The sequence below is a fragment of the Methylobacterium mesophilicum genome (assembly GCF_036441335.1).
In the GTDB taxonomy this organism is placed as follows: domain Bacteria; phylum Pseudomonadota; class Alphaproteobacteria; order Rhizobiales; family Beijerinckiaceae; genus Methylobacterium; species Methylobacterium mesophilicum_B.
Window position 1 is genome coordinate 186,054 of sequence record NZ_MLBW01000015.1, and the last position, 19,400, is coordinate 205,453.

Annotated in this window: 14 protein-coding genes and 3 pseudogenes; 11 read left to right on the forward strand and 6 right to left on the reverse strand. The window is 70.2% G+C overall.

The window, feature by feature from the left end:
* Window positions 1-82 precede the first annotated feature (82 nt).
* From fdxH to MMR14E_RS10485, 3 genes are all read right to left on the reverse strand, one after another.
* Window positions 83-1,018: a formate dehydrogenase subunit beta gene (gene fdxH / locus MMR14E_RS10475; protein WP_331314072.1), complete on the reverse strand. Its 936-nt coding sequence runs from the start codon at window positions 1,016-1,018 to the stop codon at window positions 83-85.
* Window positions 1,019-1,033: 15 nt separating this feature from the next.
* The gene (fdnG, locus tag MMR14E_RS10480; RefSeq protein ID WP_331314073.1) at window positions 1,034-4,114 is read right to left on the reverse strand and encodes a formate dehydrogenase-N subunit alpha; all 3,081 of its coding nucleotides are present in this window, start codon (window positions 4,112-4,114) and stop codon (window positions 1,034-1,036) included.
* A 154-nt stretch (window positions 4,115-4,268) separates the two neighbouring features.
* Window positions 4,269-4,610 (reverse strand): hypothetical protein, encoded by a 342-nt coding sequence (locus MMR14E_RS10485; RefSeq protein ID WP_331314074.1) that lies wholly within the window; start codon window positions 4,608-4,610, stop codon window positions 4,269-4,271.
* Window positions 4,611-4,793: 183 nt separating this feature from the next.
* On the opposite strand from MMR14E_RS10485, the gene MMR14E_RS10490 reads away from it, so the two are divergent.
* From MMR14E_RS10490 to MMR14E_RS10525, 8 genes are all read left to right on the forward strand, one after another.
* The gene (locus MMR14E_RS10490; protein WP_331314075.1) at window positions 4,794-4,979 is read left to right on the forward strand and encodes a hypothetical protein; all 186 of its coding nucleotides are present in this window, start codon (window positions 4,794-4,796) and stop codon (window positions 4,977-4,979) included.
* 340 nt (window positions 4,980-5,319) lie between these two features.
* A complete protein-coding gene (locus MMR14E_RS10495; protein WP_419539329.1) occupies window positions 5,320-6,357 on the forward strand; it encodes a sulfate ABC transporter substrate-binding protein in 1,038 nt (345 codons plus the stop codon).
* Between the two features lie 11 nt (window positions 6,358-6,368).
* The gene (cysT, locus tag MMR14E_RS10500) at window positions 6,369-7,223 is read left to right on the forward strand and encodes a sulfate ABC transporter permease subunit CysT (RefSeq protein ID WP_331314076.1); all 855 of its coding nucleotides are present in this window, start codon (window positions 6,369-6,371) and stop codon (window positions 7,221-7,223) included.
* A complete protein-coding gene (cysW, locus tag MMR14E_RS10505; protein WP_331314077.1) occupies window positions 7,216-8,097 on the forward strand; it encodes a sulfate ABC transporter permease subunit CysW in 882 nt (293 codons plus the stop codon). Before cysT ends, cysW begins: the two co-directional genes overlap by 8 nt.
* Window positions 8,098-8,167: 70 nt before the next feature.
* On the forward strand, window positions 8,168-9,151 hold the full coding sequence (locus MMR14E_RS10510) for a sulfate/molybdate ABC transporter ATP-binding protein (protein ID WP_419539330.1): 984 nt from the start codon (window positions 8,168-8,170) through the stop codon (window positions 9,149-9,151).
* 39 nt (window positions 9,152-9,190) lie between these two features.
* Window positions 9,191-10,240, forward strand: coding sequence for a cysteine synthase A (locus MMR14E_RS10515; protein WP_331314078.1), 1,050 nt, complete (start codon window positions 9,191-9,193; stop codon window positions 10,238-10,240).
* A gap of 121 nt (window positions 10,241-10,361) precedes the next feature.
* Window positions 10,362-10,517, forward strand: a complete 156-nt coding sequence (locus tag MMR14E_RS10520) for a hypothetical protein (RefSeq protein ID WP_007563230.1) — start codon at window positions 10,362-10,364, stop codon at window positions 10,515-10,517.
* Between the two features lie 528 nt (window positions 10,518-11,045).
* The gene (locus MMR14E_RS10525) at window positions 11,046-11,222 is read left to right on the forward strand and encodes a hypothetical protein (RefSeq protein ID WP_012318104.1); all 177 of its coding nucleotides are present in this window, start codon (window positions 11,046-11,048) and stop codon (window positions 11,220-11,222) included.
* A gap of 37 nt (window positions 11,223-11,259) precedes the next feature.
* On the opposite strand, the gene MMR14E_RS10530 is transcribed toward MMR14E_RS10525, so the two are convergent.
* Both MMR14E_RS10530 and ccrA read right to left on the reverse strand, forming a co-directional pair.
* Window positions 11,260-11,559 carry an alkylphosphonate utilization protein gene (locus MMR14E_RS10530; RefSeq protein ID WP_331314079.1) on the reverse strand — a complete coding sequence of 100 codons (300 nt, stop codon included), beginning with the start codon at window positions 11,557-11,559 and terminating at the stop codon, window positions 11,260-11,262.
* A 167-nt stretch (window positions 11,560-11,726) separates the two neighbouring features.
* On the reverse strand, window positions 11,727-13,013 hold the full coding sequence (gene ccrA, locus MMR14E_RS10535; protein ID WP_331314080.1) for a crotonyl-CoA carboxylase/reductase: 1,287 nt from the start codon (window positions 13,011-13,013) through the stop codon (window positions 11,727-11,729).
* A gap of 601 nt (window positions 13,014-13,614) precedes the next feature.
* Here ccrA and MMR14E_RS10540 point away from each other — a divergent pair.
* From MMR14E_RS10540 to MMR14E_RS10550, 3 genes and pseudogenes are all read left to right on the forward strand, one after another.
* Window positions 13,615-15,657, forward strand: a complete 2,043-nt coding sequence (locus MMR14E_RS10540; protein WP_331314081.1) for a protein meaA — start codon at window positions 13,615-13,617, stop codon at window positions 15,655-15,657.
* A gap of 112 nt (window positions 15,658-15,769) precedes the next feature.
* A pseudogene (locus MMR14E_RS10545) lies at window positions 15,770-17,363 on the forward strand (methyl-accepting chemotaxis protein).
* 40 nt (window positions 17,364-17,403) lie between these two features.
* A pseudogene (locus MMR14E_RS10550) lies at window positions 17,404-18,483 on the forward strand (MraY family glycosyltransferase); the annotation flags it as partial.
* On the opposite strand, the pseudogene MMR14E_RS10555 reads toward MMR14E_RS10550, so the two are convergent.
* Window positions 18,475-19,233, reverse strand: a pseudogene (locus MMR14E_RS10555) (alpha/beta fold hydrolase); the annotation flags it as partial. The pseudogenes MMR14E_RS10550 and MMR14E_RS10555 overlap by 9 nt on opposite strands.
* Between the last annotated feature and the right edge of the window lie 167 nt (window positions 19,234-19,400).

Genomic DNA, 19,400 nt, shown 5'->3' on the forward strand with positions numbered 1-19,400 from the left:
AAGCGGCTGTACCGTCCTCGTCCTGTCGCTCGCGGCGCCGCCTCTCTCCCTCCCCCACAGAGAGGGGAGGGAGACCGTTGCGTCAGTGCGGCCGGACCTCGCCGCCGCCATTCTCCCGGCGCTTGGCCTCGTCGTACTCGACCGCCTCTTCCTCCTCCTCGGGCACGACCTCGTTCGGGCCGGCCGTCACGTAGTGGAAGAAGCCCGCCACGGCCGCGAAGCCCATCGCGGCGAGACCGAACACCTTGGCCCCGCCCTTCCAGAAGGCGACCAGCGGCGAGATCTTCGGGTCGTTCGGCAGGCCGGCATAGAGGCTCGGCTGGTCGGCGTGGTGCAGCACGTACATGACGTGCGTGCCGCCGACCCCGGCCGGATCGTAGAGACCCGCCTTGTCGAAGCCGCGCGACTTCAGGTCCTCGACGCGGTCGTGGGCCTGATCGATCATGGCCTGCTTGGTGCCGAACATGATCGAGCCGGTCGGGCAGGCCTTGGCGCAGGCCGGAGCCTGCCCCACCGCCACCCGGTCCGAGCACAGGGTGCACTTGTACGCCTTGTGGTCGGTCTGGCTGATGCGCGGGATGTTGAAGGGGCAGCCCTTCACGCAGTAGCCGCAGCCGATGCAGTTCTCCTCGATGAAGTCGACGATGCCGTTGGAGTACTGCACGATCGCGCCGGGGGACGGGCAGGCCTTCAGGCAGCCCGGCTCGGTGCAGTGCATGCAGCCGTCCTTCCGGATCAGCCATTCGAGGTTGTTGGTCTCCGGGTTCTCGTACTCGGTGAACCGCATCAGGGTCCACGACTTCGGCGTGAGGTCGTGGGGGTTCTGGTAGGTGCCCGTGTTGACGCCGATGTCGTCGCGCAGGTCGTTCCACTCCTCGCAGGCCGACTGGCAGGCCTTGCAGCCGATGCACTTCGACACGTCGATGAGTTTCGCGACCTCCACCTGGCGGCGGATCTCCGGCGGCGTCTCCGTGGAGGCGGAGCGCTGGCGGATGTCGAGGGAGCTGTAGTCAGCCATGTCTGCCGCTCCCCCTTACGCGACCGCGTCCGACGGAGGCGTGGTCGGCTCGATGTTCACGAGCCAGGCCTTGAACTCCGGCGTCTCGGTGTTCGCGTCGCCCACGACCGGCGTGAGCGAGTTCGGGTGCCATCCCTTCTTGGTGTGGCCCATGAAGCCCCAGTGCTGCGGGATGCCGACGACGTGGACGGGCTTGCCGTCGCAGATCAGCGGCTTGATCCGCTTCGTTACCACGGCCTTGGCCTTCAGGGAGCCGCGCTTCGACCAGACGCGGACCCAGCCGCCCTTGGCGATGCCCTTCTCCTTGGCGAGCTCCTCCGAGATCTKCACGAAGGCCTCCGGCTGGAGGATCGCGTTGATCCGGGCGTGCTTGGTCCACCCGTGGAAGTGCTCGGTCAGGCGGTAGCTCGTCGCCGCGTAGGGGAACTCCTTCGCGTCGCCGAGATCGGCCAAGTCGTCCTTGAAGATGCGGGACGCGGGCGCGCCCTTGATCTTCGGGAAGGCGAGGTTGGCCACCGGCGACTCGAAGGGCTCGTAGTGCGTCGGGAACGGCCCGTCGCGCATGAGGCCGCGGGTCCACAGGCGGGCGACACCCTCCTGGTTCAGGATGAACGGCCCGACGCCCTTATCGGGGGCGACGGTGACGCCGTAGTCCGGCACGTCGAAGCCGATCCACTGCTTGCCGTTCCACTCGATGAGCTTCTTCTTCTCCGACCACGGGCGACCCTCGGGGTCGCACGAGGCGCGGTTGTAGAGCACGCGCCGGTTGGCCGGCCACGCGAAGGCCCAGTTGGGCGCGATGCCGCGGTCGCCGGGATCGGTGTTGTCCCGGCGGGCCATCATGTTGCCCTTCTCGGTGTAGCAGCCCGAGTAGATCCAGCAGCCGCACGCGGTGGTGCCGTCGTCCTTGAGCTGGGCGAAGCCGTCGACCTGCTTGCCGGCCGGAATGACGGTCCCGTTGAGGTCCGGCGTCGGCGCCAGCGTGTAGCCGTTCAGCTCGCGGGCGAGCTCGGTCGGCGTCGGCGCCTCGGCGATCGCGTAGTCCCACTTCAGATTGACGATCGCGTCCGGGAAGGCCCCGCCGTCCTTCTTGTAGGCGTTGCGGATGCGCAGGAAGATCTCCGACATGATCTCGATGTCGGAGCGGCACTCGCCGGGCGCGTCCTGCGCCTGCCAGTGCCACTGCAGCCAGCGGCTGGAGTTCGACAGCGAGCCTTCCTCCTCCACGAACAGGGTGGTCGGAAGCTCGAACACCTCGGTCTGGATCTTGGTCGGATCGACGTCGTTGTACTCGCCGTGGTTCTCCCAGAACCGGGCCGTCTCCGTCTTGAGCGGATCCATCACCACGATGAACTTCATCTTGGAGAAGGCTTCCGTCATCTTGGCGCGATTCGGGAACGACAGCAGGGGGTTGAAGCCCTGGATGACGTAGCCGGTCATCTTGCCCTGCTTGGCGAGCTCGAACCCGCGCAGCACGTCGTAGGTCGGCACGTCGAGCTTGGGCAGGTAATCGTACGCCCAGTCGTTCTCCTTGGTGGCCTTGTCGCCCCACATCGCCTTCTGGAACGAGACGAAGAACTTGTTGTAGTTCTGCCAGTAACTCGTCTGTCCGGGACGCAGCGGCTTGAACTGCCGCTTGGCGATGTAGCTCGCGTAATCCGGCTCCTTCTCCACCGGGATGTTCAGATAGCCGGGGATGAGATTGCTCATCAGCCCGATATCGGTCAGCCCCTGGATGTTGGAGTGACCGCGCAGGGCCTGCAGGCCGCCGCCGAGCACGCCGAGATTGCCCAGCAGGGTCTGCACGATGCACATCGAGCGGATGTTCTGCGAGCCCTTGGAGTGGTGCGTCCAGCCAAGCGCGTAGAGCGAGGCCATCGACTTCTCGGGGGAAGCCGTGGTCGCCATCAGCTCGCAGACCTTCAGGAAGGTCTCCTTGGGCGAGCCGCAGATCTTCTCGACCATCTCGGGGGTGTAGAGCGAGACGTGCTTCTTCAGGAGCTGCATCACGCAGCGCGGGTGCTGCATCGTCTCGTCCACGACGGCGTAGCCGTCGGGGCCGATCTCGTAGTCCCAGGTGGTCTTGTCGTAGTCGCGCTTGTCCGCGTCGTAGCCCGTGAACAGGCCTTCGCTGAAGTCGTAGCCCTCGCGGACCACGTACCCGGCGTTGGTGTAGGCGGAGACGTAGCGGTGCTGCAGCTTGTCGTTGTCGAGCAGGTACTTGGCCACGCCTGACAGGAACGCGATGTCGGTCCCCTGCCGGATCGGGCAGTAGAGATCGGCCACCGACGCCGTGCGGGTGAAGCGCGGATCGACGACGATCAGCTTGGCGTTGTTATGGGCTTTCGCCTCGACGACCCACTTGAAGCCGCAGGGATGAGCCTCGGCGGCATTGCCGCCCATCACGGTGATCACGTCCGCGTGCTTGATGTCCATCCAGAGGTTGGTCATCGCACCGCGTCCGAAGGAGGGCGCCAAACTGGCGACCGACGGACCGTGTCAAACCCTGGCCTGGTTATCGAAGACCAGGGCCCCCATGCTTCGGACTGTCTTGTAGGTCAGCCAAGCCGTCTCGTTGGTGGTGGCCGAGGCCCCGAGGAAGCCCATCGTGGTCCACCGGTTGACCGTGAGGTCGCCGTTCTTGGCCACGAAGTTCTTGTCCCGGTCCTCCTTCATGAGCCGCGCGATGCGGTCGAGGGCGAAGTCCCAGGACACGCGCTTGAACTCGGAGGACCCCGGCGCGCGGTGGAGCGGGTACTTGGTGCGCGTCTCGGCGTGCACGAAGTCGAGCAGCGCCGAGCCCTTCGGGCAGAGCGTGCCGCGGTTGATCGGGTGATCGGGATCGCCCTCGATGTGCATGACCGAGGAGCGCGCGTTCTTCGAACGGTCCCCGAGGCTGTACAGGATGACGCCGCACGCGACCGAGCAGTACGGGCAGGTGTTGCGGGTCTCGCGCATCTGCGCGAGCTTGAAGGGCCGCACCGCGGCGGCCATGGCGGGCTCAAGTCCGCCGAATCCGAGCGCGCCCAGCGAGCCGCCCGCGAGGCCGGCACCGGCCCCCTTGAGCAGGCCACGCCTCGAGACCTGGACCGTCATCTCCGCTCCGTTAAAGCGATCTGGTATAATTCCAGGGTGTCCCAAAAAAGCGTGTGCGAGGCAAGTGCGGTTGCGTGACACAGCAAGTCGCTGTGTCTCGGCCGAAGCAACACGTTCATCGCTCCTGCATCATCCTGCAGGAGAACGAATTTTTTTACTTGCTGGGATTGGCCGGGTTGGAGCCGGACGGACCGGCGGTGCGGTGCTCCAGGGGCGCCTGCGGCTCGGTGGCGGAGGTGCCGCCTGTCTGGGCCGGCGGGACCGGGCGGTCGGCGTTCTCCTTGATCGAGCGGCCGCCCGGGTCGGGCGCGTCCTTGGCGGCCGACTGCTCCCGCGGCACCGGCGCCTGGCTCCAGCCGTCCTGCGCGCTGCGGGACTTGTCGCCCATCGCGTCCACGCCCTTGATCTCGCCCGGCTTGGTCTGCGCGAGGCAGGGCGACGCGGCCGTGGCCACGGCGAGGAGCACCGACATCATCAGGGGGATCGAGCGGGACACGGGGCGGCTCCAGGCTTTGGGCATCGCCCGGGCAACGTGGCCTTCGCCGCCGCAGTTCCGGCCTGCGACACCGTCCGGCACCGGGCACCCGGATCGCCGGCCGCCGTCGCGGCGCCTGTGGTGACGGCTCCTTAACCAAACCTTGCAACCGTACGTGTCCACAGGCGCGAGGATCTCCCGGTCATGTCGAAGCCGCATCCCGAGCGCCCGTCCGAGACCGAGCGGACCGTCGACGCGCCGCCGCTCAGCTCCGATATCCGACGGCACCTCGGCCAGAACCTGCGCGCGCTCTTCACCGAAACGCTCTCGGCCCCGGTCGATCCGCGGCTGGAAGCCCTGATCGCCCGGCTCGGCAAGCCGAAGCGCTGACGCGGATCGACGCGCGGAGCGCGGCGCGGGGAAGCCGCCGCGGCGCGGAACGCCGCCTCGTGTGCGCCAGAGCACATGGGATTGTTCGTTCTGAGAAACCCATTTCCGCGTAGCGATTCTTCTCCTCGGCCCGCGATCAGGAGAAGATCCATGCGTTCTCATTCTCTACACCCCTGTATTCCCTTGCATTTCCGGCCCGATCATCGATCCTGATCGGGCTACGGCATCGCGCAGGTCCGCATTCGAGGCTTGACTTCGTTCTGTAAAACGAACGATTTCGGGCGTCCCGGGGACGCTTGTCCCTGCGTCGCGAACGCGGATGGCTGGGGGATCGGACGTGATGACGAACGCTTCAGGTCGGGGCCGGTCGGCTCGGGCGATCGGGCTCTCCCTCATGGCCGGAGCCGCGCTGCTGGCCTGCGCGCTGCCGGTCGCGGCGGAGACCGCGCTCCTCAACGTCTCGTACGATCCGACGCGCGAACTCTACCGCGAGATCAACACCGCCTTCGCGGCGGACTGGAAGGCCAAGACCGGTGAGGCGATCACGGTGCGGGCCTCGCACGGCGGCTCGGGCGCGCAGGCGCGGACGGTGATCGACGGGGTCGACGCCGACGTGGTCACCCTCGGCATCCCCTCCGACATCGACGCGATCGCCAAGCTCACCCGCAAGATCCCCGAGGACTGGCGCACCAAGCTGCCGAACCAGGGGACGCCCTACACCTCGACGGTGGTGTTCCTCGTCCGGAAGGGCAACCCGAAGGGCGTCAAGGACTGGGACGACCTGGTCAAGCCCGACGTGAAGGTCATCACCCCGAACCCGAAGACGTCGGCGGGCGGGCGCTGGAACTTCCTCGCCGCCTGGGGCTACGCCTACAATCACGACAAGGACGCCGCCAAGGCCGACGCCTTCGTGGGGCAGGTCTACAAGAACGTGCCGGTGCTCGACACCGGCGCCCGCGGGTCGACCGTGACCTTCGCGCAGCGCGGCCTCGGCGACGTCCTGCCGACCTGGGAGAACGAGGCCTACCTCGTGCTCCAGGAATTCGGCGCCGACAAGTTCGACATCGTCTCGCCGCCGACCTCGATCTACGCCGAGCCGCCCGTGGCCCTGGTGGCGGTCAATGCCGAGCGGAAGGGCACCACCAAGGCGGCCCAGGCCTATCTCGACTTCCTCTACGGCGACCGCGCCCAGGCGATCTTCGCCAAGCACCATTACCGGCCGATCCGGCGGGAGGCGGCCGCCCCGGCGGATCTCGCCCAGCTGCCCGAGATCAAGCTGTTCAAGATCGAGGATCTGCAGGGATCCTGGGACGAGATCCAGAAGCGGAACTTCGACGCCGGCGGCCTGTTCGACCGTCTGAGCCGGGCCGGCCGCTGAGGCTTCAGATCATGGTCCAGACGCCCCGTCCCCGTCGGACATTCCGACGGCCGAGCGTGATCCCGGGCTTCGGGATCAGCTTCGGCTACACGCTGACCTGCCTCGGCCTGATCGTCCTGCTGCCGCTCGCGGGCCTCGTGGTGAAGGCCTCGGGTCTCGGCCTGTCGGGCATCTGGGAGGTCGCCACCGATCCCCGCGTTGCGAGCGCCCTGCGGATCAGCTTCGGCGTCTCGGCCATCGCGGCGCTGGTGGCCTCGGCCTTCGGCTTCCTCGTGGCCTGGGTGCTGACCCGCTACCGCTTCCCGGGCCGCAAGCTGGTCGACGCCGCCGTCGACCTGCCGTTCGCCCTGCCCACGGCGGTCGCCGGCATCGCGCTCGCCGCGCTCTACGCGCCGGACGGGCTCCTCGGCGCGCCGCTCGCGCGCCTCGGCATCCAGGCGGCCTACACGCCGGTCGGCATCTTCATCGCCATGGTGTTCATCGGCCTGCCCTTCGCGGTGCGGACCGTGCAGCCGCTGATCGCCGAGATCGACAAGGAGATCGAGGAGGCCTCGGCCACCCTCGGGGCGACGCGCCTCGTCACCCTCACCCGGGTGGTGCTGCCGCCGCTGATCCCGGCGGTGCTCACGGGCTTCGCGCTCGCCTTCGCCCGGGGCGTCGGCGAGTACGGCTCGATCATCTTCATCGCCGGCAACCTGCCCTACGTGTCGGAGATCGCGCCGCTCCTGATCGTCATCAAGCTCTCCGAGTTCGACTACGGCGGCGCCGCGGCCATCGCGACGATCATGCTCGGGATCTCGTTCCTGACGCTGCTCGCCATCAATCTCATCCAGGCCTGGTCCCGGAGGCGGTTCGGCTATGTCTGAGATCTTCTCCCCCGCCTTCGTGCCGGCCGCCAAGCCGGCCCCGGTCGCCTCCGAGGGCGCGGGCATCCGCGCGGTCCTGATCGGGATCGCGGTGGCGTTCCTCGCGCTCTTCCTGGTGCTGCCGCTGTTCGCGGTCTTCCTACAGGCCTTCTCGAAGGGGCTCGGCGCCTTCCTGGACGCGTTCCGCGAGCCCGATGCCTGGAGCGCGATCCGGCTGACGCTGACGGTGGCGGCGATCGCGGTGCCGTTCAACGTCGTGTTCGGGCTCGCCGCCTCCTGGGCGATCGCCAAGTTCGAGTTCCCCGGCAAGGCGCTGCTGATCACCCTGATCGACCTGCCGTTCTCGGTCTCGCCGGTGGTCTCGGGGATGATCTACGTGCTGCTGTTCGGGTCCCAGGGCCTGTTCGGCTCCTGGCTCATCGATCACGGCATCCAGATCCTGTTCGCCCTGCCGGGGATCGTGCTGGCGACGGTGTTCGTGACCTTCCCATTCGTCGCCCGCGAGCTGATCCCGCTGATGCAGGAGCAGGGGACCGCCGAGGAAGAGGCGGCGCTGACACTCGGCGCCTCGGGCCTGCACGCGTTCCGGACGGTGACGCTGCCCAATATCCGCTGGGGCCTGCTCTACAGCGTGCTCCTCTGCAATGCCCGGGCGATGGGCGAGTTCGGGGCGGTGTCGGTGGTGTCGGGCCACATCCGCGGCCTGACCAACACCATCCCACTCCACGTGGAGATCCTCTACAATGAGTACAACTTCGTCGCCGCATTCGCCGTCGCTTCGCTCCTCGCCGTCCTTGCCCTCATCACCCTCGTCCTCAAATCCGTCCTCGAATGGCGCTTCGCGGGCGAGCTCGCGCACGGCCGGGCGCACTGACAGGCCCTCGGATCGCCCTTCGACGGCGATCCGGGTCGAGAACGTCTCGAAGACGTTCGACACGGCGGCGGTGCTGCACGACCTGTCGCTGGACGTGCGGGCGGGCGAGCTGATCGGGCTGCTCGGCCCCTCGGGCTCGGGCAAGACGACGCTCTTGCGGATCATCGCCGGGCTCGACGCGCCGGACCGGGGCCGGATCCTGTTCGGGGACGACGACGCCACCGGACTCGCCGTGCAGGAGCGGGCGGTCGGCTTCGTCTTCCAGCACTACGCCCTGTTCAAGCACATGAGCGTGGCCGACAACATCGCCTACGGGCTGAACGCGCGCCGCCGCGCCGATCGCCCGTCCAAGACCGAGATCAAGCGCCGGGTCGGCGACCTGCTCGACCTGATCCGCCTGTCGGGGTTCGGCGACCGCTACCCGTCGCAGCTCTCGGGCGGTCAGCGCCAGCGCGTGGCGCTCGCCCGCGCGCTCGCCGTGGAGCCGCGGGTGCTGCTGCTCGACGAGCCCTTCGGGGCGCTGGACGCCCAGGTCCGAAAGGACCTGCGCCGCTGGCTGCGCGAGATCCACGACCGCACCGGCCAGACCACGATCTTCGTGACCCACGACCAGGACGAGGCGCTGGAGCTGTCCGACCGGGTGGCGGTGCTGGATCGCGGCCGGCTGGAGCAGGTCGGCACGCCGGACGAGGTGCAGGAGAATCCGGCCTCCGCGACCGTCATGAAGTTTCTGGGCGATTCCGTCGAGGTCGAGGCCATCGCCGAGGGCGGCCGGGTGCTGGTGCGCGGGCGGGAGACGCCGGTCGTCGCGCCGGTCGGCACGATCGGTCCGGTGAAGCTCTACGTGCGCCCCTGGCAGCTCCAGCTCGCCGAGCCCGAGGCTTCGCACCTCTCCGGCACCGTGCGCAGCTCCTACCGGACGCAGGGCCGCCAGCGGATCGAGGTGGCCGACGCCGAGGGTCGCGTACTGGCGGTCGAGGATTCCGACGGCGTGCGCTACGCCGCCGGGCACCCGGTGGGTCTGCGGATCAACGGGGGGCACGTGTTCGGGTGAGGCTCGCCAGCATGAGCACGGCGTCCTAGGCTCCTGCCCATGACCGCACCGAGTCGCGAACCCGCCCCCGATGTCCTCGCCGCCATCGGCCAGACGCCGCTGATCCGCCTGCGCCGGGCCTCCGAGGAGACCGGCTGCGCCATCTACGGCAAGGCCGAGTTCCTCAATCCCGGCCTGTCGGTGAAGGACCGCGCCGCGCTCTCGATCGTGCGGGACGCGGAGGCGCGGGGCCTGATCCGGCCGGGCGGCACGATCGTCGAGGGCACCGCCGGCAACACCGGCATCGGCCTCGCCCTCGTGGCCTCGGTGCGCGGCTACCGGACGCTGATCGTCATCCCGGTCACCCAGTCCGAGGAGAAGAAGCAGACCCTGCGGCTCGCGGGCGCCCGGCTGGTGGAGGTGCCGGCGGTGCCCTTCGCCAACCCGAACAACTACGTCCACGTGGCCCGGCGGCTCGCGGAGAAGCTCGCCGCCACCGAGCCGGCGGGCGCCTTCTTCGCCGACCAGTTCGACAACGTCGCCAATCGGCGGGCCCATGTCGACGGCACCGGTCCGGAGATCTGGGCGCAGACCGGCGGCCGGGTCGACGGCTTCGTCTGCGCGGCCGGGACCGGCGGCACGCTGGCCGGCACCGCCGAGGCCCTGCGCGCCCGCAACCCGCAGGTACGGATCGCACTGTCGGATCCGGAAGGCTCGGCCCTCTACGCCCACTACACGACCGGCACCCTGAAGGCCGAGGGCTCCTCGATCACCGAGGGGATCGGCCAGGGACGGATCACCCGCAACCTGGAGGGCTTCACCCCGGACCGCGCCTTCCGGATCCCGGACCGCGAGGCCCTCGACATCGTCTTCGGGCTGATGCGGGAGGAGGGGCTGTCGCTGGGCGGCTCGTCGGGCATCAACGTCGCCGGGGCGATCCGGCTGGCCCGGGACCTCGGGCCCGGCCACACCGTCGTGACGATCCTGTGCGACGGGGCGGCCCGCTACGCCTCGAAGCTGTTCAACCCGACCTTCCTCGCCGAGCGCGACCTGCCGGTGCCGGGCTGGCTCGACGCGCCCGCGGAGGCCCTGCCGGACTGGCACGCCTGAGGCCCGGGCCTCATCCGGAATTTTCCTCACAAAAGCGTAGCTTGGCGTTGAACGGAACGGAATGTCGCAGCGTTTGAACGGTCACGCTCGCACCAGCGCGACCGTCCGGAGAACGCGACCGATGTCCCTCGTCACCATCCTGCTCATCATCCTGATCATCCTGGCCTTCGGCGGCGGCGGCTTCCTCGGCGGCGGCGCGTATCGCGGGCCCGGCTTCGGCCTGGGCGGCATCCTGCTGATCGTGCTGATCGTTCTCCTGGTCACCGGGCGGCTCTGAGCCGGAACCCGTCGCCCGGGCGGACGATGGTCCGCCCGGGACCCTGGACGGCCGCGGGTCCCGGCCGAGCGACAGGACATCCGACCTTCGCGATCCCTACCGGCAGGTGATCCCGAACACGGCGGGCGCGACCGCGCCGGGCCCGCCCCCCGGTCGGGGCGGCGCGGCGGCGATGCCCTGGGCGGCGAGGAAGGCGGCGATNCCGCGACCGGCCCGGTGCCGAGGGCGATCAGGATCGCGAGGGCGGAGGCGCGCCGGGCGCGGCCGCGCGGGGCGCCCGGGATCCGACACCGCGACGCGTCACCCGAATCCATGCCCGCCCTCCGACCCTCGTCGGCCGATCCTGGCAGAGGCCGCCGCGACAGGCCAGATCAATCCGGCCCCGGCCCGATCCCGGCCCGATCCCAGCAGCCGTGCGTCCGGCGCCGCGATGCGCTACAGGGCGGATGTCCGGCCCTGGGCGGCGGCCGGCTCCCGGATCGGTCGTCCGGCCACGCGATGCCGCCACGGTTCGACGCGGGGCCCGGCATGAGCGACACCAACAACACCTTCAAGAAGGCGCCCAAGCGCAAGGCCGCCAAGGGCAAGAGCATCAGCGTGTCGCCGGAGATGCGGCAGGCCTACGCCGACCTGATCCAGGAGCGCGCGGAGAAGCAGGAGGCCTACGGCCGCCACCTGCCGCAGGACGAGACGCGGCGGCGGTAGCGCGAACGGTCGGGGGAAGCGCCGCCCCGAATCGGTCTCAGCGCCTGCGCACGAACTCGGTGCGCAGCACCAGGCCCTTGATGGTGTCGTGGCGGCAGTCGATCTCCTCCGGATCGTCCGTGAGCCGGATCGAGCGGATGACCGTGCCCTGCTTCAGGGTCTGGTTGGCGCCCTTGACCTTGAGGTCCTTGATCAGGGTGACCGAATCGCCGTCGGCCAGGATGTTGCCGGCCGCGTCGCGGACGGCCGTCGCCGCGGGGGGCGTGGCCGCGGAGCCGGGCGGGAGCCACTCGCCCGTCGCCTCGTCGTAGACGTAAGTTTCGTCGTCGCCGCTCAAAGCCGTGCCCCCTGTTCGGATCGGGGCCGGGTCCTGGCAGGATCGCGTGGGCCCGTCATCCGCGCGTCCCGGCACACCGAACCGGTCAGCGAGTCGGCGCGGGACGCCGCGAGCTTAGACGATCGGGCCGGCCCCGCGCGAGAGCGGGGCCGGCCCGACGGGGCACCCTACCGCTTGAGCGGGCCGGCCTCGATCACGTCCTCGACCGTGCGCAGGCCGGCGCGCGGGGAGTTGACGAGGCAGGCCATGTTGCCCGGCGGGTGCTGGTTCTTCCACATCTTGGTGTGGGCCTGGGGGATCTTGTCCCAGGGGAAGACCTCGCTCATGCACGGGTCGATCCGCTGGTCGAGCACGAACTGGTTCGCCGCCGAGGCCTGCTTGAGGTGGGCGAAGTGCGAGCCCTGGATGCGCTTCTGGCGCATCCAGACGTAGCGGGCGTCGAAGGTGATGTTGAAGCCGGTCGTGCCGGCGCAGAACACCACCATGCCGCCGCGCTTCACCACCAGCGCCGAGACCGGGAAAGTCGCCTCGCCGGGATGCTCGAACACGATGTCGACGTCCTGCTTGCCGGTGATGTCCCAGATCGCCTTGCCGAACTTCCGCGCCTCCTTGGTCCAGGCGTGGAACTCGGGGCTGTTGACCTTCGGGAGCTGGCCCCAGCAGTTGAAGTCCTTGCGGTTGATGACGCCCTTGGCGCCGAGGCTCATCACGTAGTCCCGCTTCGAATCGTCCGAGATCACCGCGATCGCGTTGGCGCCCGAGGCCGCGCAGAGCTGCACGCCGAACACGCCGAGGCCGCCGGAGGCACCCCAGATCAGCACGTTCTGGCCGGGCTTCACCGTGTGCGGGGCGTGGCCGAACAGCATGCGGTAGGCGGTGGCGAGCGTCAGCGTGTAGCAGGCCGCCTCCTCCCAGGTGAGGTGCTTCGGCCGGACCATGAGCTGGCGGGACTGCACCCGGCAGAACTGCGCGAACGAGCCGTCGCCGGTCTCGTAGCCCCAGATGCGCTGCGAGGGCGAGAACATCGGGTCGCCGCCGTTGCACTCCTCGTCGTCGCCGTCGTCCCGGTTGCAGTGGACGATGACCTCGTCGCCGACCTTCCAGCGCTTCACCTTGGAGCCGACCTTCCAGACGATGCCGGAGGCGTCGGAGCCCGCGATGTGGTACTCGCCCTTGTGCACGTCGAAGGGCGAGATCGGCTCGCCGAGGCCGGCCCAGACGCCGTTGTAGTTGACGCCCGCCGCCATGACGTAGACCAGCACCTCGTCGTCGCCGATCTCCCAGACCGGCAGCACCTCGAGCTGGTGGGACTGCTCCGGGGGACCGTGCCGCTCGCGCCGGATCGCCCAGGCATACATCTTGGCCGGCACATGACCCAGCGGCGGGATCTCACCCATCTCGTAGAGGTCCTTGACCTCCCCACCCGTCGGACTGATCGCAGCGCTCGCCGCCATCTCGCTCTCCTCTCGTCCCGCGTGTTTCTCACGGCCGCGGTTCTCCATCGCGCTATACCGGCGATGCCGGAGGCGTCCAAGTGGGCCGAAAGTCGAAAGCCGACGGTTTCCGACATGAAAAAAGCGCGAGCACAGGGCGCGCAGCCACGTATTCAAAATCGGCTTTCCGGCAGACCAAGTATTATTCGGCGCTGGCCTCGGTCGCCCGGTCCCGAGACCTTGCCCGACTCCGCCGCCGAGGGCCCGCGCTGCTCCCGGTCGCTGGGCGAGCACATGCCCCTCTAAGTCCTTGTTAAGACGTGCTGTCTCGCGCCTGACCGGCGGCAAGTCCCGCGCAGTACAGTTCAGGTAGACATTATACCAGCATTGACAGAGCGGGCCGGGACAACCGTCCGGACCGCGCGTGCGGGCGGCACGCGGCCGGCGGCGCGCCGCGGCACCTTCAAATCCCGCTGTTCCGGCGGGCAAGTTTTTTCATGAGCCGCCGATGCCCGCGCGGGCGTCTTGCACTTCCGTCCCGGATGACGCGTGCTCAAGCCTTCGCTACGGTGACCGCAAGGCCGCGCCCCGCGCGGATACAAAGATCACACGGAGGCGAGGAATGGGCGCGAGCGTCGCCGAGACCAGGAGCGACAAGTCGAGCCGCGACAAGCCCTGGATCATCCGCACCTACGCGGGGCACTCGACCGCGGCGGAGTCCAACAAGCTCTATCGGGGCAACCTCGCCAAGGGCCAGACCGGCCTGTCGGTCGCCTTCGACCTGCCGACCCAGACCGGCTACGATCCCGACCACGAGCTGTCCCGCGGCGAGGTCGGCAAGGTCGGCGTCTCGATCGCGCATCTCGGCGACATGCGGACCCTGTTCCAGGACATCCCGCTCGCCCAGATGAACACCTCGATGACGATCAACGCCACGGCCCCGTGGCTGCTGGCGCTCTACCTCGCGGTGGCCGAGGAGCAGGGCGCGCCGATCGCCGCGCTCCAGGGCACGACCCAGAACGACATCATCAAGGAGTACCTGTCGCGCGGCACCTACGTGTTCCCGCCCGCGCCCAGCCTGCGGCTCACCAAGGACGTGATCCTCTTCACCACGAAGAACGTGCCGAAGTGGAATCCGATGAACGTCTGCTCCTACCACCTGCAGGAGGCGGGGGCGACGCCGGTCCAGGAGCTATCCTACGCGCTCGCCATCGCCATCGCGGTGCTCGACACCGTGCGCGACGACCCCGAGTTCGACGCCGCGAGCTTCCCCGAGGTGTTCGGCCGGATCTCGTTCTTCGTGAACGCGGGCCTGCGGTTCGTCACCGAGATCTGCAAGATGCGGGCGTTCTCGGAACTCTGGGACGAGATCGCCCGGGAGCGCTACGGCATCGACGACCCGAAGAAGCGCATCTTCCGCTACGGCGTGCAGGTGAACTCGCTGGGGCTCACCGAGCAGCAGCCGGAGAACAACGTCCACCGCATCCTGATCGAGATGCTGGCGGTGACGCTGTCCAAGCGCGCCCGCGCCCGCGCGGTGCAGCTCCCGGCCTGGAACGAGGCGCTCGGTCTGCCGCGGCCCTGGGACCAGCAATGGTCCATGCGCATGCAGCAGATCCTGGCCTTCGAGACCGACCTCCTCGAGTACGACGACATCTTCGACGGCAGCCACGTGATCGAGGCCAAGGTCGAGGAACTGAAGGCGCAGACCCGCGCCGAGCTGGAGCGGATCGGCGGCATCGGCGGCGCCGTCGCGGCGGTCGAGACCGGGGCGCTCAAGCGCGCGCTGGTGGAATCCAACGCGCGGCGGATCTCGGCGATCGAGGCCGGCGAGCAGATCGTGGTCGGCGTCAACAAGTGGCAGCAGGGGGAGCCGTCGCCGCTCACGGCCGGGGAGGGGGCGATCTTCTCCGTCTCCGAGACCGTCGAGATGGAGGCGCAGGGCCGGATCCGCGAGTGGCGCGGCCGCCGCGACGAGAGCGCCGTGGGCCAGGCCCTCGACGCCCTGGAGCAGGCGGCGCGCTCCGGCGCCAACATCATGCCGCCCTCGATCGAGGCCGCCAGGGCCGGCGTCACGACGGGCGAGTGGGGCGCGCGCCTGCGGGCGGTCTTCGGCGAGTACCGGGCGCCCACCGGCGTGACCCTGGAGACGGTCTCGTCCGGGGCGGCCGAGGAGGCCAAGCTGCTGATCGCCGATCTCGGCGAGCGGCTGGGCGAGACGCCGAAGCTCGTGGTCGGCAAGCCGGGCCTCGACGGCCATTCCAACGGCGCCGAGCAGATCGCGCTCCGCGCCCGGGACGTCGGCTTCGACGTCACCTACGACGGCATCCGTCAGACGCCGGCCGAGATCGTCGCGAAGGCCAAGGAGACCGGCGCCCACGTGGTCGGCCTGTCGATCCTGTCCGGCTCCCACGTGCCGCTGGTGCGGGAGGTCCGCGCCAAGATGCGCGAGGCCGGGCTCGACCACGTCCCGGTGGTGGTCGGCGGCATCATCTCGCCGGAGGACGAGCTCGTCCTGAAGAACATGGGCGTGCGCGCCGTCTACACGCCGAAGGACTACGCCATCGACCAGATCATGGTCGGGCTCGCCAAGGTCGTGGAGAAGGGCCTGGAGCGGCGCGACGGCCCGGCGGATCAGCCGCGCGCGGAGGCACAGGTCTACTAGCGGACCGTTCCTGCCCGGATGTCGGCCGGTCCGGGCAGGATCCAAACAACTTTAACGTTTATCGGACAAGCATGGGCTCCGATCCCAGATACGGGATCGGGGACCAATACCTATGCGCGCCGGCATCTCCATCGCGGCCAAGCTCGGCCTGTGTCTCGCGGCCCTGGTGCTGCTGATCGCCGCCACGAGCGGTCTCTCGCTGGCCGAGCTCGGGCGCATCGAGTCCGCCGCCGCGCAGCTGCGCGACACGCGCATCCCGGCCACCGACGCCCTCGGCCGGATCGGCATCAACTTCATGCGGCAGCGGGTCAACGCCGTGCGCCTGATCACCGCCGACACGCCGGCGCTGCGCGCCGAGGTCGCCGACCAGATCGCCAAGCGCGACGCGCTGCTCGCCGCCCAGTACGCCCGGTACGAGGCCCTGCCGCTGACCCAGCCCGAGCGCGAGGCCTACGCGGTGTTCCGCCAGCACGTGGCCACCTACGCCGAGCAGCAGCGGGAGGCGGTGGCCAAGGCCGAGGCGGGCGACGTCGCCGGCGGCCAGCGGATCTACAACACGACGATGTCGGACAGCATCCGCGCCATCATGGCCGACTGGGAGAAGCTCGTCGCCCTGAACGGCGACGGATCGCAGGCGAGCGGCACGCTGATCGCGCAGACCTACGACGCCGCCAAGCGGAACGTGCTGGCGCTCGCCGGCCTCGCCCTGCTGGTGGCGCTCGGCGCCTTCGTGCTGGTGACCCGCGGCGTCAGCGGGCCGCTCCGCAAGATCGCCGCCGTGACGCAGCGCCTCGCGGCGGGCGACGCCGAGGTGGCGATCTCCGGGCAGGAGCGCCGCGACGAGATCGGGGCGCTGGCGGGCTCCGTGGTGGTGTTCCGCGACAACCTCGTCCGGGCGCGCGCCCTGGAGGCGGAGACGGCGCTGGCCCGCGCCGACGCCGAGACGCAGCGCCGCGCCGCCACCCGGCCGCTGGCTATCTGAAAGCGCTTTCAAAGAGCCGCTCGATCCGGCGGCCGCGGCGGGCGACGCCGCCGCCAACGTCAACACCGTCGCGGCCGCCGCCGAGGAGCTCGGCTCCTCCGTACAGGAGATCGGCCGGCAGGTCAGCGGCTCGGCGGAGCTCGCGCGGGTCGCCGTCGCCGAGGCGACCAACACGGTGGCGCTGGTCCAGGACCTGAGCGGCGCGGCCGCGAAGGTCGGCGACGTGGTGGCGCTGATCTCCGGGATCGCCGCCCAGACCAACCTGCTGGCGCTCAACGCCACGATCGAGGCGGCGCGTGCCGGCGCCGCGGGCCGCGGCTTCGCGGTCGTCGCCTCGGAGGTGAAGGCGCTCGCCGAGCAGACCGCCCGGGCCACCGAGGAGATCACCGGCCAGATCGGCCGGATCCAGTCCTCCACCGGGCAGGCCGCGTCGGCGATCGACGGGATCGGGCGGCGCATCCGCGAGATCGACGGCGTGGCCGCCAGCATCGCGGCCGCCGTCGAGCAGCAGGGGGCGGCCACCCAGGAGATCGTCCGCAACGTCGCCGAGGCGGCCGCCGGCACCGGCGCGGTCACCGGCACCATCGCGAGCCTCGCCCAGTCCGCCGAGGAGACGGGCGCCGCCGCCGCCCAGGTGCTCGGGGCCGCGAGCGAGATGTCGCGCCAGTCCGAGCATCTCGGGGCCGAGGTCGCGCGCTTCCTCGCCACGGTGCGGGCGGCGTAGCCCCCTCACGGTCGGGCGGCGGATCGCGTAGGACGGCGCCATGCCGCCCAACTTGCCGCCCAACTTGCCGCCCATTTTGCCGCCCGACGCGCCGCCCGCCCTGTTCGCCCTGCCGTTCGCCCTGCCGTTCGCCCTGACGGCGATCCTGCTCCTGGCGGTACCCCTCGCCGCCGCCCTCTCGGCGGGCCTGATCCTGCGCCTGCGCCTGCTGCTGCAGCGCTACGCCCTGGCCCGGCCGAACGCCCGCTCCAGCCACACCGTGCCGACACCGCAGGGGGGCGGGATCGCCGTGGTGACGGCGCTGGTCACGATCTCGGGCCTGCTGATCGCGGCGCCGGAGATCGGCGGGCGGCCGGACTGGATCTGGCTCGCCGGCGGCGCCCTGGCCCTGGCCGTCCTCGGTGCCGTGGACGACGTCCGGCCGCTGCCGGCCGCCCTGCGGCTCGCCGTGCAGGCCGTCGTGGTCGGCCTGCTGGTCTGGCACCTGGACGGGCGCCTGCTGCCCGGCCTGCCGCTCTGGCTGGAGCGCGGCCTCGCGCTGCTGGCCGGCCTGTGGTTCGTCAACCTGACGAACTTCATGGACGGGCTCGACTGGATGACGGTGGCGGAGATCGTCCCGGTGGCGGGCGCGCTCCTGCTCGTCGGCCTCGCCGGGCACCTGCCGCCGCTGCCGACCCTGGTGGCGGCGAGCCTGCTGGGCGCGGTGCTGGGCTTCGCGCCGTTCAACCGGCCGGTCGCGCGGCTCTTCCTCGGGGATGTCGGCTCTCTGCCGATCGGGCTCGTCACCGCGTGGCTGCTGTGTCAGCTCGCCCTGGCGGGCGGGCTCGCCGCGGCGCTGCTGCTGCCGCTCGTCTACCTCGCCGATGCCAGCCTGACCCTCGCCGCGCGGGCGGCGCGGGGCGAGCGGGTCTGGGAGGCCCATCGCGAACACTATTACCAGCGGGCCACCGTCAACGGGCTGACCGTGCCCGGCGTGGTCGGACGGGTGTTCGCGGCCAATCTCGCCCTGGCGGCGCTCGCCGCCGCGACCTTGCTTTGGCCGTCCTGGCCGGTCACGCTCGCCGCGTCGGCCGCCGGGCTCGCCCTGGTCGCCGTCCTGCTCCGCCGCGCGCAGCCGCGCCATCGCGCGGAACGCCTCGGCGAGCCACGCGATCGTCGGGTCGCCGACCGCGCCGGCACCGACCTGCCGGGCCGCCGCGGCGTTGCGGGCGTAGCGGACCGGGTCCCGCGACAGGCGGTTGCCCGCGTACGGGTTGGTGGCGATCGAGACCGGCTTGCCGAACGGGATGTAGCGGCTCCCGAGGCCGAGCCGCTGCAGCACCCGCGACAGGATCGCGGCCCCGGCCGGCCAGCGGACCATCCGGATCGACAGCATCGGCGCCAGGGTCACCAGCCGCCGGAACGGCAGCGCGCCGTCGAGGGCCGCGAGGAGGGCGACGCATCCGCCCATGGAATGCGCGAGGCCGACATGGGGCTCGGGCATCAGCGGCACCAGGACCGTCTCGGCCACGGCCCGCAGGTCGAGGCGGTAATCGTCAAACCGGGCGACGTGGCCCTTGTGCGGATCGTCGACCCGGCGGTCCGATTCGCCCTGGCCGCGCCAGTCGAAGGCCACGACCGCGAAGCCCCGGGCGCGCAGTTCGTGGATCGTCTCGTAGTACTTCTCGATGAATTCGGCCCGGCCCTGGAGCAGGCAGACCGTGCCCCGGCAGGTGCGCGCGGTGGTCTGCCAGTAGGCCGCCCGCAGGGTGCAGTCGTCGCGCGTGCCGACGGCGATCAGCGTGCCGCCCGGCGGGACCGGGTTGTCGGGCGTGCCGCGCAGGGTCAGGAGCGGCGGCTCGCGCCCGGTGTCACCGTCGAAGCGTCTCACTGGCCTCACCTCAGCGCCTCCGCGCACCGTCCCGTGCATCGAGCGTGCGCTGCCCGATGCGCGCTCGATGCACCCTCCGATGCACCCTGCGACCGTAGCGAAAAAATCTCGTTTCCGACCCTCGCCGGGGGTCTTGAAGCGCGATTTTCCCCCTCCGATATCTCGTC